Below are 15550 nucleotides of genomic sequence, written 5' to 3' on the forward strand. Positions count from 1 at the left end.
CATGAAAGGTAAATCGAAGCCGTCCAGCGGGTCATCGTTTGCTCGCAAACTAGGTATCGTCGGCGGACTTGGCTCACTGGCCGGCGGCGATCTTTTCTACAAATTGGTGAAGTCCAGAGCTGTTTTGGAAGATCAAGGTCGCTATCACTTCCTGTTTGAGCAACACCCTTTCAAAGACGTCCTGATGCCCCTGGACCGGGGCGCGAACATGACCTCCAGGAAGTTCTACGTTTTTCAGGTTTGTCAGACATTCGAGGCAAGCGAAGTAAATGCCGTTTTACTACCTTGCTTTGCCAGTCACACCTTTCGAGAGGAAATTCAGGAGGAAATAGGCATACCCGTCCTGGATATGGTGGCTGCGTTGCGCAAGCATATTGATCACATCGCTGAACGCGGCAGTACGTTGGGAATCATCGCATCCGACTATGTTCGGCACTCCGGGCTGTTTGAGCGATATTTCGGCAATGACTTCAAGCTCGTGTATCCAGATGATAACGAGCAGTCCGGGTTGATGGACGCGATGTATGGCGTTAACGGCATCAAAGACGGGTACCTAGACGGGGTGCCGCTAGAGTGTGTTTATCAGGCGTGCCTTTCGCTTCAGGATCAGGGAGCCACAATCATATTGCCGGGTATGACTGAGCTCTCATTGATCTGTGGTGATCTGCAACGGCGAGGCATCACAGCTCTGGACATCAACGAGGTTTATGCCGGTTTCGCGACGTCGCAAAGCGGCCAGTTGACTCGTCCGCCGTTTAAATTAGGGATAGTTGGCGGAGTTGGGCCGGCGGCAACAGTCGACTTCATGGGTAAGGTAGTTGCGCATACACCGGCAGGCCGAGATCAAGAGCACATTAAAATGGTGGTCGAACAAAACCCCCAGATTCCTGATCGCACAGCCAACCTGCTGTATGACGACACCGACCCGACAATGGCGATGTATGCAACATGCAAGCGTCTTGAAAGTGCTGGAGCCAATGCCATTGCGATTCCGTGCAATACAGCTCACGCCTTCGTCGAACGCATCCAGGCGCACCTGCGTGTCCCCATAGTGAATATGTTGACTGAGACGGTTGAGGCTATCGCTCAGCAATACGGTGCTGGCAAAACCGTAGGGCTGCTAGCGACGTCCGGCACAATCAAAAGTCAGGTCTATCACGAGGCTGCCCGGCGAGCAGGACTTCACGTCATCACCCCTGGCGTGGATTACCAAGTGTTGGTCATGGAGTCGATTTATGGAGACCATGGTGTTAAAGCGGGTTTCACTGACGGCATATGCAAAGACCAGCTTCTAACCGCTGCTGAGCACTTATGTGAACTGGGCGCTGATGTGCTCATCTTGGGTTGTACAGAGCTGCCTCTGGTGCTCGAACATAGCGAAGCTTACAAGATAAAAAAACATACGGTGGCGTTGATCGACCCGACAACTATTTTGGCATTGAAGTGTATTGAGCTTGCCCGTGAAAATACGGTCAAGCCTCAGGCACTAGTCCGTGTCAGCTACAGAAAGGCCCTTCTCGGGCAATGACCGGACATGTAGGAGCCAGCGGTGCGGCAAGTCGGATCGCCGCACCGCTGGCTCCTACGAAAAGCGGTTTACTCGCTTAACTGACTGGCATTGCCCTCATCAGGCCTTTTTTGTACTCAAATCAAACTCACTTGGTCAGCCAGGACTCGACAGTGGCAGAGCCGAATTTAGATTTCCATTCCCTCAGTCTCTTCTGGTTGCCGCCCTTGGTCTCGACGACTTCGCCAGTGTTTGGATTTTTGTAGATCTTCACCTGGCGCGGCTTGCGTGTGCCGGATTTCGGCGCGGTTACTGATGCGCGACGACCCGTTTGTGGCTCAAGAAGATTGATCACGTCTTTCAGGCTATAGCCGTATTTGGCTAGCAAATCACGCAGCTTCTTTTCGAAATCAATTTCCTTTTGAAGGCCTGCATCACCTTTCAGTGCCTCGAGCACCTGGAGCTGTTTAGCCAGATGTTTTTCCAGTTCACGGAACTCTGCAAGCTTGGACATGTAAAACCTCATATGTGTTTTGTATGGACATGTGACAGAGCCAGCTAAAGAAAAGTCCCCCCTACAATGGAGTCATACCCTGTCGGCCATTTCTTTTTGCTGTTCAGAACCCAAAAAGCCATCTTCGATGAGACTGACTGGCGATAAATCTGTTCGATGGGCTATTTCCCGACGTTGAGCATGGCAATCAGGGCTATGGTCAATGTGTTGAGCAGATCAAGGAGTTTCCGATGGCCGACTCAAGCAAGAAAATGAGCCTCATGGGGCTCACCACTCTGGTGACGGTGAACATGATGGGGTCGGGCATCATCATGTTGCCGACGAGCATGGCCCAACTCGGGGCCGTTTCGTTGCTGTCATGGATCGTCACTGCCGTCGGTTCGATGGCCATCGCTTACTGCTTTTCCCAGTGCGGCATTTACTGCCTGCGCTCAGGCGGGTTGTCTGCCTACACTGAAGAAGCGCACGCCAAATCAGGCTTCTTCCTCTGTTCGTATCTGTACTTTCTCTCGCTGGGCATCGCCAACGTGGCCGTCGCCATCTCCGCGGTGGGCTACATGACATCGTTCGTGCCCTGGCTGGGCAGTGGCGCCATTCCTCTGTTCATCGGTACGGTTGGCCTGCTCTGGTTGACCACCGTGGCCAACTTCGGTGGCCCCGGTATCACCGGCAAGATCGGCGCGATTACCGTGTGGGGGGTGATCATCCCGGTGGCAGGCTTGAGCATCATCGGTTGGTTCTGGTTCAAGCCCGATGTGCTGATTGCCGCCTGGAATCCGAACAACCTGCCGATCTCCGACGCCATCAGTAAGGCTATTCCCCTTACTCTGTGGGCTTTTCTTGGCATGGAGTCGGCGGCACAGGCCTGCGATGCAGTGGAAGATCCCAAGCGCACCGTACCGTTGGCCTGCCTGTTCGGCACGCTGGGTGCGGCAGTGGTCTATGTGCTGTCGACTACGGTCATTCAGGGCATCATCCCCAATGCCGAACTGGCCAACTCTTCGGCGCCCTTCGCGCTCGTCTATGCACATATGTTCAACCCCGTGGTCGGCAATATTGTCATGGCGCTGGCAGTGATGGCTTGTGTCGGTTCGCTGCTGGGCTGGCAGTTCACCCTGGCGCAAACGGCCAAGATGACCGCTGACCAAGGGATGTTTCCGAAACTGTTCAGCAAGGTCAGCACACAGAATGCGCCCATTGTCGGCATGATCGTCTGCGGCGTCTTGCAGACCTTGATGGCACTGTCGACCATCTCGCCCAATGCCAGCGCCCAGTTCGGAAAGCTCGTCAGCCTGGCAGCAGTGACCAACCTGATCCCATACGTGACAGCCGCCACCGGCCTGCTGGTCATGATGTACAAAGCCAAAGTCAGTACAGGGGTCTACACCCGTAACACGACGCTATTACTGATCGCCGTGGCCTATTCGTTGTACGCCCTTTATGCCTGCGGCAAAGATGCCGTTTTCGGTGGACTCATTGTCCTTACATTCGGCTACCTGCTTTATGGCTTCCTCTCCAAGCGTTTTGTCGATGCGTCTCCAACCGCTCAGACCAGGGCGGGCAATCCTTAGCTGTAATCGTCAAGACAGCACAGACATCCGAATGCGGGGCGCCAAGGATATGAACGTACAACTGACCAAAGCCACTAACTTGCTGTTCGTCTGCCTGCTCACAATGGTGCCGGTACTGGCTGGTGCCAATACCCTTGAACGCGTGCAGGCGAGCAATACCTTCACCCTTGGTTACCTGCCGGACTTCGCACCTTTTAGCGTCCAGGAAGGTGACAAAGCCAGCGGTTATGCGATCGAGCTTTGTCTGAAGGTTGCCGACAAAATCAAGACCGGACTGGGTTTGCCCGCGATGCAGGTACGTTACCGACCCGTCTCCGTCAACGACGAGATGAGTGCCGTGAGCTCGGGCGAGATCGACATCCTCTGTACGCCGACGCCCCCCACATTGGAGCGACGCAAGCGTGTGAGCTTCTCGGTTCCGATCTACACCGCCGGCCTCTCGGCAGTGGTGCGCCAGGAAGCGCCTGAGGCGTTGCTCAATGTACTTAATGGCAAAGTAGCCCATACCGGACCGACCTGGCGTGCGACCATCAATCATGGGCTGGCCAACCAAACCTATGCCGCCACCGCAGGTGGCGTCACCGAGGCATGGATCCGTCAACAGATGCGATTACTCGGTGTGGTAGCCACCCTGGTCACAGTCGAGAACACTGAAGCGGGCCTCAAACTGGTCGCCGAAGGCAAAGCCGATGCCTTCTTCGCCGAACGCATGATGCTGAAGAATCTCCTCGCCAATCACTATTCCGCAGGGAATCTGGTCCTGCTGGATCGAGTTTTTGAGTACTCGCCGACTGCAATGGCGGTGGATCGAGACGATGAAGATTTCCGTTTGCTGGTCGACACCGCGCTGAGTGAAATGTATCGATCGGGCGAGATCGAGCAGGCATACGGCACCTACCTGGAAGGCATTACCGACACGGACAAAAAGCTGTTCAAGGTCTATGCGATACCGTAGAGGCAATCCTGAAAAGTACAATAACCATCGCGGGCAAGCCCGCTCCCGCGCGGTTTTGTGAACGCCACAAAATCCCGTGTAGGAGCGAGGCTTGCCCGCGAAGAGGCCATCAAACTCAACACAAATCGATCAGGCTCGTCGCACCTGCAGCAACTGCGCCGCACACGATGCAATCCGCTGGCACGCATCCGCCAGCCTCACCTGATCCACCACCAGGCCAATGCGAATATGCCCCGCCGCGCTCGGCCCGAAGGCTTCGCCCGCCAGCACCGACACGCCGTACCCTTCCAGCAAACGCTCGGCAAAATCTTGCGCACCGAGCCCGGTCTGGCGCACATCGACCATCACGAACATCCCGCCATCCGGTTTGATCGGCCGGATACCCGGGCAACCGCTTAGCCTTGCGCACACCAGATCGCGACGCTGGCGATATTCCTCGCGCATCAGTGCCACTTCCGGCAAGTCTTTATCGAGCGCTACTTGCGCGGCGTTCTGGACGAAATCCGGAAGGCCGAACAGCATGCACAGCGACAGATGCATCAAATGTTCAGCCAACGGTTTAGGGCCGATCATCCAGCCCACCCGCCAGCCGGTCATGGCATGGGATTTGGACAGACTGTTGATCGTCGCGGTGCGCTCGGCCATGCCCGGCAGACTGGCCGGGCTGATGTGCTCGCCCTCAAACAACAGGTCGCTGTAGACCTCGTCGCTGATCAGCCAAAGGTCATGCCGCACACACAACGCTGCCAACGCTTGCCAGCTCTTCAACGACAGACTGGCACCGGAGGGATTATTCGGGCTGTTGAGCAAAATGACGCGGGTTTTTGAGGTGATCAGCGCCGCGACATCCGCCGGTTCAACCCGAAAGCCATTTTCCGGACGCACCGCCACCGGCACCACGCTGGCTCCGCAGGCACCGAACACGCCTTCATAGGTCACATACATCGGTTCGGCGACGATCACTTCATCGCCAGGGTCGAGCAGGCATTGGGCAACCGAATACACCGCGCACTGCGCGCCAGGCAGTACGATCACATGGTCGGCATCCACCAATTGGCCGCTGCGCCGCTGATGACGGCTGGCGATGCTACTGCGCAGCGCGCGGGTGCCGCGTACATCCGAGTAATGGGTGTCACCCGCCAACAGGCTATCGATGGCGGCGTGAATGATCGGCAGCGGCGTGTCGAAATCCGGGTCGCCAATGGAAAGCAGCAACACGTCGACGCCCTGCTCGCGCAATTCCAGCGCTCGATCATGAATCTTCCAGGCTGCGGCTCCGTCACCATCGATTCGTTGGGTCAAGGCTGAATAGCGCATGTACTTCTCCTAACGCGCGAGTTCCAGTTTCAACCCTATCTCAAATCACGAAACGCGCCACCATCGCATTCAAATCAACCGCCAATCGCGACAGTTCGTGGGTGGCTGCACTGGTCTGGTTGGCACCGGCGGCAGACTGAGTGGCCAGGTCGCGAATGTTCACAAGATTGCGGTCGACTTCACGGGACACCTGAGCCTGTTCTTCCGAGGCGCTGGCGATCACCAGGTTGCGTTCGTTGATCAGTTGAATCGATTGGGTGATCTGCTCCAGGGCGATACCCGCCGCACGAGCCATTTCCAGCGTGCTTTGGGTGCGCTGATTGCTTTGCTGCATCGACGAGACCGCTTCGCCGGTGCCGTTCTGGATGCCGGCGACCATCTTCTCGATTTCCTGGGTCGACTGCGCGGTGCGATGGGCCAACGCCCGGACCTCGTCCGCCACCACCGCAAAGCCACGCCCGGCTTCCCCGGCACGGGCCGCTTCGATCGCGGCGTTGAGGGCCAGCAGGTTGGTCTGTTCGGCGATGGCACGAATCACGTCCAGCACTTTGCCAATGTCCCGGCCCTGAGTCGCCAGGCCCTCGATCATCAACGCGGTGTTTTGCACGTCGTGGGTCATGGTCTGGATCGCGTCGACGGTTTCCACCACCCGGTCACGACCTTCGCGAGCCGCTTGGGTCGACTGGTTCGAGGCTTCGGAGGTCGACACCGCGTTGCGCGCCACTTCTTCCACGGCGGCGGTCATTTCGTTGACGGCGGTGGCCGCCTGTTCGATTTCGTTGTTTTGCTGTTGCAGGCCCCGTGACGCTTCTTGCGTCACGGTACTGAGTTCCTCCGCGGCAGCACCCAGTTGCGTCGCGGAGCCGGCGATCTGTTCGATGGTCTTGCGCAGGTTGGTCTGCATGGCGGCCAAGGCGCCGAGCAAACGCGCCGGTTCGTCGTTGCCGTCGACCTCGATGACCTTGCTCAGGTTGCCGCCAGCAATGGTTTCGGCCGCGAGCACCGCACGGTTCAGCGGTGTGAGGATGCTGCGGGTCAACAGCCAGGCCAGCAGCACGGTCAGCAACGAAGCCATTACCGCCACCGTCACGATGCCGATAAAGGCTTCGCTGTAATGCTCACCCGCCTTGGCCGACGCGGCTTTGGCATCGGCGGCGTTGAGCGCCACCAGTTTGTTCAGTTGCTCGCCCATCTGATCGGTGCCTTCCTTGATCCGGGTATTGATCAGGGCACGCATCTCCTCCAGTTTGTTCTGCCGCGACAGGTCCAGCATTTGGCTCTGGGCCTGCATGTAGTTGTCGAGGGTTGTCGCGAAGGTTTTGTACAGCGCGGCTTCTTCAGGGCCGGCCGGCAAGGCGGCATAGCTGGCTTGGGCGCTGCGCACCTTGTCGACGAGCACGCTGATGCGGGTCTGGGCTTCCTGCAACGCCGCCGGATCACGGTTGACCAGTACGCGGAACGAGAGAATCCGCAGCCGCAGAACGTTCTCTGTCACGTTACCCAGAAACCCGATGCTGGGTAACTGCGTCATTTCCATATCGACAGAGGCCTGGCGAATGATCGACATGCGGTTCACCGCAAACACACCCAGCACGATCACTAGCAAGGCAATGAAGGCGAAACCCAGGAAAGCTCGAGGCGCGATTTTCAGATTACGCAGTGACATAGGATGATCTCGGTAATTGAGGCGGCGAGCATCCTTGCGGGGGATCACTGTTCGGGCGGGCGATGGCGCGCGCACCTTTCAGTTTGGCGCCACTGTTGTAATAGGTTTGTGTGCGCCTGTTAGCTGTATCGGCCGGGGTTGAGGTTTGTTGCAGGGGTTGGAGAAATATTTTTCAAGGGAGGCAGGAGTGTTTCAGTGGTGAAACACTCGTTAGCTTAAATGCAGAACCTGTGGGAGCGGGCTTGCTCGCGAAGGCGGCGGTACAGTCAACAATGATGTTGCCTGACGCACCGCTTACGCGAGCAAGCCCGCTCCCACATGGATTGCGTTTAACTGACGGGCATTGGTCAGGCCTTGCGGGCCGCCACCCGCCACACCCGCGCAATATCACGGGCGCGATCACGCAACAAACGCGGTGCTTCAGCGCAGGCCTGCTCCAATGTCATCGGTCCGCTGGCCAAGGCAAAGGCCGCATCGATGCCATGTTCGTACAGCGCCTGATACCCCTCGCCCAAGGTGCCGGCGATGACGATGACCGGCACGCCGTGCTGGCGTGCGATGCGCGCCACGCCAAACGGGGTTTTGCCGCGCAACGTCTGGGCATCGAAACGACCTTCACCGGTGATCACCAGGTCGGCGCCTTTGACCGCCTCGGCCAGCCCCACCAATTCGGCGACCACTTCCACCCCGGCCTGAAATTGCGCACCGAGAAACGCCTTGGCGGCAAATCCCAAGCCGCCCGCTGCGCCGCTGCCCGGTTCGTCGCGCACGTCCTTGTCCAAAGCTTGTGCGCAGAGTTCGGCAAAGTGCTCGAGGGCCTGGTCCAGTTGCTCGACCTGTTCGGGTGTTGCACCTTTCTGCGGGCCGAAAATCGCTGAGGCTCCATGAGGGCCGCACAGCGGGTTATTGACGTCGGCGGCGATGTCGAAGCGCACCTTGGCCAGACGCGCATCGATCTCACTCAGATCGAGGCGGGCCAATTGCGCCAGGGCCAGACCACCCGGCACCAGGGTTTGGTCCTGAGCGTCCAGCAGTTTCACACCCAAGGCCTGCATTGCCCCGGCGCCGCCGTCGTTGGTGGCGCTGCCGCCAATCGCCAGGATCACCCGTTGCGCGCCGGCATCCAGCGCGGCGCTGATCAATTCACCGGTGCCGTAGGTGCTGCTGGTGCAGGCATCGCGCAGGTTCGGCGCAACCAGTTGCAGGCCACTGGCCTCGGCCATTTCGATGATCGCGGTGTGACTCTGTGGCAACCAGCCCCACGCGGCATCGACCGTGGCACCCAGCGGCCCGCGAACATGGGTACGGCGCAGTTCGCCGTCGCATGCGGCCAGAATCGATTCGACCGTGCCTTCCCCGCCATCAGCCATCGGGCACTTGATCAAGTGTGCATCCGGCCAGACTTCCGCCAACCCCAGCGCAATGGCCTCGGCCACACCTTGAGCACTCAGGCTGTCCTTGAACGAATCGGGGGCGATGACGATTTTCATGCGAATTCTCCAGTTTCAATGCGTCCATGCTGCCAGCCGCCATCAACAATAACGCCGGTCCGCTGCACAAGCAGGTATGAGGATTATTGTTCATTTCCACAAAACCCAGGATTGATAGCGATTGGGATGGCCTCTTCGCGGGCAAGCCTCGCTCCTACAGTGGGTGCGGCGCTCTTGTAGGAGCGAGGCTTGCCCGCGAAGGCGTCCTTACAATCACCTCCTCTCTAATTAGTTTGCGGCAGAAGCTGAACACCCAGATACAGCGCCAACATCCCATCCAACCGCAACGGATCAACCCCACTCAACTCGGCGATCCGCTCCATGCGGTAACGCAAACTGTTGCGATGGATGCCCAAGGCATCGGCGCAGGCCTGGCTCTGGCCGTCGTGTTCGCACCAACTGCGCAGGGTCGCCAGCAGTTGGCCGTTGCCATCCTTGGCGATGACTTTGCGCAGCGGACGCAGCAGTTCATCCAGCGCATCGTCGTTGCGGTGCCGCCAGAGCATTACCGGTAGCCGATAGCGGTTCAGGGTCAACAAGCGCGAATGCGGCAACACATCACGCCCGTAGGCCAGCAAATCACCGACCCGACGATAGCAACGGCGCAATCCCGACAAGCCATCGGCCTGCCCGCCCACGGCAATGCGCAAAATATTCCAGCCGAGGCCATCGAGCTTCTCCAGCAGCCGATCATTTTCGATCGCAGGCGTCGCCGGTCGGCACCATAGCAACGAAGACTTGGCCGAGCTCACGCACCAACTGTCCGGATAACGCGACATCAGCCAGGCGCTGAGCGCTTCGACGGTCTGGCCCGGACCGTGTTCCAGGCCCAACTCGAACAGATACGGCACCCGCGTCAACTGCGGTTTAAGCCCCAGTTGCTGAGCTTCGTCCAGCAACCGCGGCGAATCCCCCGCCTCGCTGAGCAGCAGCGCCAGCAGATCATCGCAACGCTGGCGCCGCCATTGCTGCTCGGCCTGCTGATTGCGCTGGCCCACCAGCATCTCGGCGGTCATTCGCACCAGCTCGGCGTAGGTGCGCAATTGCTCGGGTTCGCCGGTAATGCCCAGCACACCAATCAAACGCTGATCGAGCAACAGCGGCAGGTTGATGCCCGGTTGCACGCCTTTGAGGTGAATCGCGGTCTGCGCGTCGATCTCCACCACGCGCCCGTTGGCCAATACCAATTGCGCGCCTTCGTGGCGAGTGTTGATGCGCTCCGGTTCGCCGCTGCCGAGTATCAGCCCCTGGCTGTCCATGACATTGACGTTGTACGGCAGGATGGCCATCGCCCGGTCGACGATGTCCTGGGCCAGGTCGTGATCGAGTTCGAACATAGCGCGGTTCCTTGAGAACGTGATGGAACGGGTTGTTCACCCGCACAGGCCTTGGTCGTAAACCCTGTGCTCAGGCACAAAGACAACCACCCAAGGGGTGGCCGAGACTCACTGGGCGATCAACGTTACCCTTGCGTCGCAAAAAATCATAATAAAGAGAGAGCCCGCCATGTCACAGAGCGCCGCAGCTACCCTGGCCACCGCTGACGACAAAAACGCCGTTTACAAACGCATTACCCTGCGCTTGATCCCCTTCATCTTCATCTGCTACCTGTTCAATTACCTCGACCGGGTGAACGTCGGGTTCGCCAAACTGCAGATGCTCGACGCACTGAAATTCAGCGAAACCGTGTACGGCCTCGGTGCCGGGATCTTCTTCATCGGCTACGTGCTGTGCGGCGTACCGAGCAACCTGGCCCTGACCAAATTCGGCCCGCGACGCTGGATCGCGCTGATGATGATCACTTGGGGCACGCTGTCGACCTGCCTGCTGTTCGTCACCACCCCGACCGAGTTCTACACCTTGCGCCTGTTTACCGGTGCGGCCGAAGCCGGGTTTTTTCCGGGCGTGGTGCTTTACCTCTCGCAATGGTTCCCGACATTCCGTCGTGGCCGCATCATGGCGCTGTTCATGTCGGCGATCCCGGTGTCCGGCCTGCTCGGCAGCCCGTTTTCCGGCTGGATCCTCAACCACTTCGGCGCAGGCCAGGCTGGTTTGGCCGGCTGGCAGTGGATGTTCCTGCTGCAAGGCATACCGACCGTTATTCTCGGCGCCCTCGCCTACTTCCTGCTCAGCGACAATTATGCCAACGCCAAATGGCTGACCCCTTACGAGCGTTCGGTGCTTGAGGCCGATCACGCGCAAGACCTGGCCAGCAAACCGAAAACCGCCACTGATTCCCTGCTGGCGGTGTTCAAGAACCCGGCGATCTGGGCCTTCGGCCTGATTTATTTCTGCATCCAGAGCGGCGTCTACGCGATCAACTTCTGGTTGCCGTCGATCATCAAGAACCTCGGTTTCAGCGATAACCTGGTGATTGGTTGGCTCAGTGCGATTCCGTATCTGCTGGCGGCGGTGTTCATGTTGATGGTCGGTCGCTCGGCAGATTTGCGCAAAGAACGCCGCTGGCACTTGGTGGTGCCGATGCTGATGGGCGCGGTGGGTCTGTTGATTGCGGTGAACTTCGCCGCTAACCCGGCCATCGCCATTCTCGGGCTGACCATCGCCACCATGGGCGCCCTCACCGGCCTGCCGATGTTCTGGCCCGTGCCGACCGCTATGCTCAGCGCGGGTGCGGCAGCCGGTGGGTTGGCGTTGATCAACTCCATGGGGCAGATGGCGGGTTTTCTTAGCCCGTACCTGGTGGGTTGGGTCAAGGACAGCACCGGGTCGACTGATGCGGCGCTGTATCTGCTGGCGGGTGTGATTGTTTGTGGGAGTTTGCTGGCGTTGCGCATGACGCGGACATTGCGGGTTTAAAAGGGCAATCAGGCCTGATAATTCCGATTGCTCCCAGTCACGGTTCTGGTATTTGATTAGGGCTTTCTGACCGGTAAAAGGATTTCGTCATGAGCTATCGCACGCTGGGTCATTCGGGTTTACAGGTGTCGACCCTCACATTGGGCACCATGATGTTCGGCGAGCAGACCAGCACCGAAGATTCCCTGCGAATCATCGACAAGGCCTGGGACCAGGGCATCAACTTCATCGACACTGCGGACGTGTACACCAACGGCCGTTCCGAAGAGATCGTCGGCGAAGCGATCGCCAGTCGGCGGCAGGAATGGGTACTGGCCACCAAGGTCGGCTTCGGACCGGTGGACGGTATGCCGAACCGCAGCGGCCTGAGCCGCAAGCACCTGTTCAATGGCATCGACGCCAGCCTGACGAGGTTGGGCACCGATTATCTGGACATCTATTACCTGCACCGCGAAGACCACAACACGCCGCTGGACGTCACGGTGTCCGCCATTGGCGATTTGATCCGCCAGGGCAAGATCCGTTACTGGGGCCTGTCGAACTACCGTGGCTGGCGTATCGCTGAAGTGATTCGTGTGGCTGACAAACTCGGTGTCGATAGACCGATCATCAGCCAGCCGCTGTACAACATCGTCAACCGTCAGGCGGAAACCGAGCAGATCACTGCCGCGCAAAACTATGGCCTCGGTGTGGTGCCATACAGCCCGCTGGCGCGCGGTGTGCTCAGCGGCAAGTACGCGCCCGACGTGACGCCGGACGCCAACAGCCGCGCGGGTCGTCAGGACAAACGCATCCTGGAAACCGAATGGCGGGTGGAGTCGTTACGCATTGCCCAACAGATCCAGGAATACACGCAGGGCCGTGGCGTGGGCATCGTCGAGTTCGCGATTGCCTGGGTACTGAACAATGGCGCTGTGACTTCGGCCATCGTCGGGCCTCGCACTGAGGAACAGTGGGATGCGTACACCAAGGCGCAGGCGGTGAAGATCACGGCTGAGGACGAGGCGTTTATTGATTCGCTGGTGACACCGGGGCACGCGTCGACGCCGGGGTTCAATGACGTGAGCCATTTTGTGCCGGGACGTAAACCGCGTACGGCTTGAGATTTAACGCGAGCAGGCTAGCTTCCACAGGATTCTTGTTGACCGAAATATTGTGTACACCACCGGCAAAAATGTGGGAGCGGGCTTGCTCGCGAAGACGGCTTCACATTCAGCATTGATGTTGACTGGCAGTCCGTTTTCGCGAGCAAGCCCGCTCCCACAGGGTTTTGTGTGGGCCGCAGGCATTGAGTTCACACCGGAAAATTGTGGGAGCGAGCCTGCTCGCGATGGCGGTTTTGCATCCACCATTTGTCTGTGCTTCTGCCACACTCGATGGGTGTTGATCGTTCGGACAATATTCGCTTCGAAAACCACGTATCCTCCGCCCCCGTTTCACGTTCAACCTCGCGAGGACAGTTTGTCTAAAGGTATCGCTCTATCGGTTACAGCCTCGATGCTGTTTGCCGTCATGTATTACTACACTTCGCTGCTCTCCCCCTTGAGTGGCGTAGAAATCTTCGGTTGGCGGATGCTGCTGACCGCGCCGTGCATGACGGTGTTCATGGTGGTGTCCGGTGAGTGGAAGCGCGTGGTCGAGATTGTTCGGCGGCTGGCTGGCAAGCCGAAGCTGATTGTCGGGCTGGTTGGCTCCGCAGTGCTGTTGGGCCTGCAACTCTGGTTGTTCATGTGGGCACCGCTCAACGGTTATAGCCTCGACGTGTCGCTGGGGTATTTCCTGTTGCCGCTGTCCATGGTCCTGACCGGGCGAATCGTCTATGGCGAGCGCCTTTCCTATCTGCAGAAAATAGCCGTGTTCTTCGCCAGCCTCGGCGTGCTCAACGAGCTGTATCAGGTCGGCGGTTTTTCCTGGGCGACCTTGCTGGTGGTGGTCGGCTATCCGATCTATTTCATCCTGCGCAAACGCCTGGCGACCGACAACCTTGGCGGGCTCTGGCTGGACATGGCGTTGATGCTGCCGGTGGCGTTCTGGTTCGTGCAGGGCGGCGAGCAAGGTTTCGGCGTGTTTGATCAACATCCGTGGCTGTCGCTGTTGATCCCGATACTCGGGGTGATCAGTGCTTCGGCGCTGGTGGTCTACATCATTGCCAGTCGGTTGCTGCCGTTCAGCCTGTTCGGGTTGTTGAGTTATGTAGAGCCGGTGCTGTTGCTCGGCGTTGCGTTACTGTTGGGGGAAAGTATCAAGGCCGGCGAATGGCTGACCTATATTCCGATCTGGTTGGCGGTGTTGGTGTTGGTGTTTGAAGGGTTCAAGCATCTGGTCCGGCAACGACGCCGGCCGATGTAATTGTAGGAGCGAGGCTTGCCCGCGAAGCTTTTAGCGTCCTCAACGTCCCCTTCGCGGGCAAGCCTCGCTCCTACAAGGGTTTTTGCATGATCCAAAAATGGTTTTGCATGATCCAAAAAAAGCCCGGCCAGCATTGCTGCTGACCGGGCTTTTTCACGCCTGAACCGGGTTAATCGGTAGAGAGCACACCCCGACGAACCTGATCACGCTCGATGGATTCGAACAGTGCCTTGAAGTTGCCTTCGCCGAAGCCATCGTCGCCTTTACGCTGGATGAATTCAAAGAACACCGGGCCCATCAGGGTTTCCGAGAAGATCTGCAGCAGCAGACGCTTGTCGCCCGACTCGGACGAACCGTCCAGCAAAATGCCCCGCGCTTGCAATTCGTTGACCGGCTCGCCGTGGTTCGGCAAACGGCCTTCGAGCATTTCGTAGTAGGTGTCCGGCGGCGGTGTCATGAAGCGCATGCCAATGCTTTTCAAGTGATCCCAGGTCTTGATCAGGTCATCGCTGAGGAAGGCCACGTGCTGGATGCCCTCCCCGTTGAACTGCATCAGGAACTCTTCGATCTGCCCGGCGCCCTTGGAGGACTCTTCGTTCAGCGGGATACGGATCATGCCGTCCGGCGCGGTCATGGCCTTGGAGGTCAGGCCGGTGTATTCGCCTTTGATGTCGAAATAGCGGATTTCACGGAAGTTAAACAGCTTCTCGTAGAAGTTGGCCCAGTAAGCCATGCGACCGCGATACACGTTGTGGGTCAGGTGATCGATGATCTTCAGGCCGGCTCCGACCGGGTTGCGGTCAACGCCTTCGATGAACACGAAGTCGATGTCATAGATCGAACTGCCTTCGCCGAAACGGTCAATCAGGTACAGCGGCGCGCCGCCAATGCCTTTGATCGCTGGCAGGTGCAGTTCCATCGGACCGGTTTCGATATGGATCGGCTGGGCACCGAGTTCCAGGGCACGCTTGTAGGCCTTTTGCGAATCCTTGACGCGGAACGCCATGCCGCACACCGACGGGCCATGTTCGGCCGCGAAGTACGACGCCACGCTGTTGGGTTCGTTGTTGAGGATCAGGTTGATCTGGCCCTGGCGATACAGGTGCACGTCTTTGGAACGGTGGGTCGCGACCTTGCTGAAGCCCATGATCTGGAAGATCGGCTCCAGGGTGTTAGGGGTCGGCGATGCGAATTCGATGAACTCAAAGCCCATCAGGCCCATTGGGTTTTCGTATAAATCTGCCATGGTTGGCGCCTCATCATTTTCTTGTCAATTAACGGATCGTTAGTTGCTAGCAATGCTGAGACCGGCGGGTGGCGCGCAGGAGATGCCCCGCACGCTGCGGGCGAGGAAGTCACCGTAG

12 protein-coding genes are annotated in these 15550 nt (G+C 58.6%); 6 read left to right on the forward strand and 6 right to left on the reverse strand.

From position 1 onward, the window contains the following. Position 1: 1 nt before the first annotated feature. Entirely contained in the window at positions 2 to 1528 is a 1527-nt protein-coding gene (locus ACIPLA_RS01325) for an amino acid racemase (RefSeq protein WP_401170743.1), read from the forward strand. 127 nt (positions 1529 to 1655) lie between these two features. Here the strand turns inward: ACIPLA_RS01325 and ACIPLA_RS01330 are convergent, their stop codons facing one another. Beyond that, positions 1656 to 2021, reverse strand: coding sequence for a histone-like nucleoid-structuring protein, MvaT/MvaU family (locus ACIPLA_RS01330; protein WP_123494736.1), 366 nt, complete (start codon positions 2019 to 2021; stop codon positions 1656 to 1658). A gap of 230 nt (positions 2022 to 2251) precedes the next feature. Between ACIPLA_RS01330 and potE the strand changes: the two genes are divergently transcribed. Both potE and ACIPLA_RS01340 read left to right on the forward strand, forming a co-directional pair. Further along, the gene (gene potE / locus ACIPLA_RS01335) at positions 2252 to 3592 is read left to right on the forward strand and encodes a putrescine-ornithine antiporter (RefSeq protein ID WP_401170746.1); all 1341 of its coding nucleotides are present in this window, start codon (positions 2252 to 2254) and stop codon (positions 3590 to 3592) included. A gap of 49 nt (positions 3593 to 3641) precedes the next feature. Then, complete coding sequence (locus ACIPLA_RS01340; protein WP_218394987.1) at positions 3642 to 4547, forward strand: amino acid ABC transporter substrate-binding protein; 906 nt, start codon at positions 3642 to 3644, stop codon at positions 4545 to 4547. A gap of 129 nt (positions 4548 to 4676) precedes the next feature. Here the strand turns inward: ACIPLA_RS01340 and ACIPLA_RS01345 are convergent, their stop codons facing one another. From ACIPLA_RS01345 to ACIPLA_RS01360, 4 genes are all read right to left on the reverse strand, one after another. Then, on the reverse strand, positions 4677 to 5864 hold the full coding sequence (locus tag ACIPLA_RS01345; RefSeq protein WP_192344620.1) for a pyridoxal phosphate-dependent aminotransferase: 1188 nt from the start codon (positions 5862 to 5864) through the stop codon (positions 4677 to 4679). 40 nt (positions 5865 to 5904) lie between these two features. Next, complete coding sequence (locus tag ACIPLA_RS01350; RefSeq protein WP_218394988.1) at positions 5905 to 7530, reverse strand: methyl-accepting chemotaxis protein; 1626 nt, start codon at positions 7528 to 7530, stop codon at positions 5905 to 5907. Between the two features lie 347 nt (positions 7531 to 7877). Next, positions 7878 to 9020, reverse strand: coding sequence for a glycerate kinase (locus ACIPLA_RS01355; RefSeq protein ID WP_401170750.1), 1143 nt, complete (start codon positions 9018 to 9020; stop codon positions 7878 to 7880). A gap of 224 nt (positions 9021 to 9244) precedes the next feature. Then, entirely contained in the window at positions 9245 to 10357 is a 1113-nt protein-coding gene (locus ACIPLA_RS01360; RefSeq protein ID WP_218394990.1) for a sugar diacid recognition domain-containing protein, read from the reverse strand. A gap of 169 nt (positions 10358 to 10526) precedes the next feature. On the opposite strand from ACIPLA_RS01360, the gene ACIPLA_RS01365 reads away from it, so the two are divergent. The 3 genes from ACIPLA_RS01365 to rarD all read left to right on the forward strand — a co-directional run bounded on the left by ACIPLA_RS01365 (position 10527) and on the right by rarD (position 14186). Beyond that, positions 10527 to 11837 carry an MFS transporter gene (locus tag ACIPLA_RS01365; protein WP_401170753.1) on the forward strand — a complete coding sequence of 437 codons (1311 nt, stop codon included), beginning with the start codon at positions 10527 to 10529 and terminating at the stop codon, positions 11835 to 11837. 89 nt (positions 11838 to 11926) lie between these two features. Next, positions 11927 to 12940 carry an aldo/keto reductase gene (locus ACIPLA_RS01370; protein ID WP_218394991.1) on the forward strand — a complete coding sequence of 338 codons (1014 nt, stop codon included), beginning with the start codon at positions 11927 to 11929 and terminating at the stop codon, positions 12938 to 12940. A gap of 358 nt (positions 12941 to 13298) precedes the next feature. Further along, on the forward strand, positions 13299 to 14186 hold the full coding sequence (rarD, locus tag ACIPLA_RS01375) for an EamA family transporter RarD (protein WP_401170755.1): 888 nt from the start codon (positions 13299 to 13301) through the stop codon (positions 14184 to 14186). A gap of 169 nt (positions 14187 to 14355) precedes the next feature. On the opposite strand, the gene hppD is transcribed toward rarD, so the two are convergent. Next, positions 14356 to 15432, reverse strand: coding sequence for a 4-hydroxyphenylpyruvate dioxygenase (hppD, locus tag ACIPLA_RS01380; protein ID WP_401170758.1), 1077 nt, complete (start codon positions 15430 to 15432; stop codon positions 14356 to 14358). Between the last annotated feature and the right edge of the window lie 118 nt (positions 15433 to 15550).

The sequence above is a fragment of the Pseudomonas sp. NPDC086112 genome (genome assembly GCF_044746425.1).
Classification (GTDB): domain Bacteria; phylum Pseudomonadota; class Gammaproteobacteria; order Pseudomonadales; family Pseudomonadaceae; genus Aquipseudomonas.

Excerpts from the sequence above, each read along its gene's own strand:
- ACIPLA_RS01325 (WP_401170743.1), top strand. The coding sequence starts at position 2 with ATGAAAGGTAAATCGAAGCCGTCCAGCGGGTCATCGTTTGCTCGCAAA.
- ACIPLA_RS01330 (WP_123494736.1), bottom strand. The coding sequence starts at position 2,021 with ATGTCCAAGCTTGCAGAGTTCCGTGAACTGGAAAAACATCTGGCTAAA.
- potE (WP_401170746.1), top strand. The coding sequence starts at position 2,252 with ATGGCCGACTCAAGCAAGAAAATGAGCCTCATGGGGCTCACCACTCTG.
- ACIPLA_RS01340 (WP_218394987.1), top strand. The coding sequence starts at position 3,642 with ATGAACGTACAACTGACCAAAGCCACTAACTTGCTGTTCGTCTGCCTG.
- ACIPLA_RS01345 (WP_192344620.1), bottom strand. The coding sequence starts at position 5,864 with ATGCGCTATTCAGCCTTGACCCAACGAATCGATGGTGACGGAGCCGCA.
- ACIPLA_RS01350 (WP_218394988.1), bottom strand. The coding sequence starts at position 7,530 with ATGTCACTGCGTAATCTGAAAATCGCGCCTCGAGCTTTCCTGGGTTTC.
- ACIPLA_RS01355 (WP_401170750.1), bottom strand. The coding sequence starts at position 9,020 with ATGAAAATCGTCATCGCCCCCGATTCGTTCAAGGACAGCCTGAGTGCT.
- ACIPLA_RS01360 (WP_218394990.1), bottom strand. The coding sequence starts at position 10,357 with ATGTTCGAACTCGATCACGACCTGGCCCAGGACATCGTCGACCGGGCG.
- ACIPLA_RS01365 (WP_401170753.1), top strand. The coding sequence starts at position 10,527 with ATGTCACAGAGCGCCGCAGCTACCCTGGCCACCGCTGACGACAAAAAC.
- ACIPLA_RS01370 (WP_218394991.1), top strand. The coding sequence starts at position 11,927 with ATGAGCTATCGCACGCTGGGTCATTCGGGTTTACAGGTGTCGACCCTC.
- hppD (WP_401170758.1), bottom strand. The coding sequence starts at position 15,432 with ATGGCAGATTTATACGAAAACCCAATGGGCCTGATGGGCTTTGAGTTC.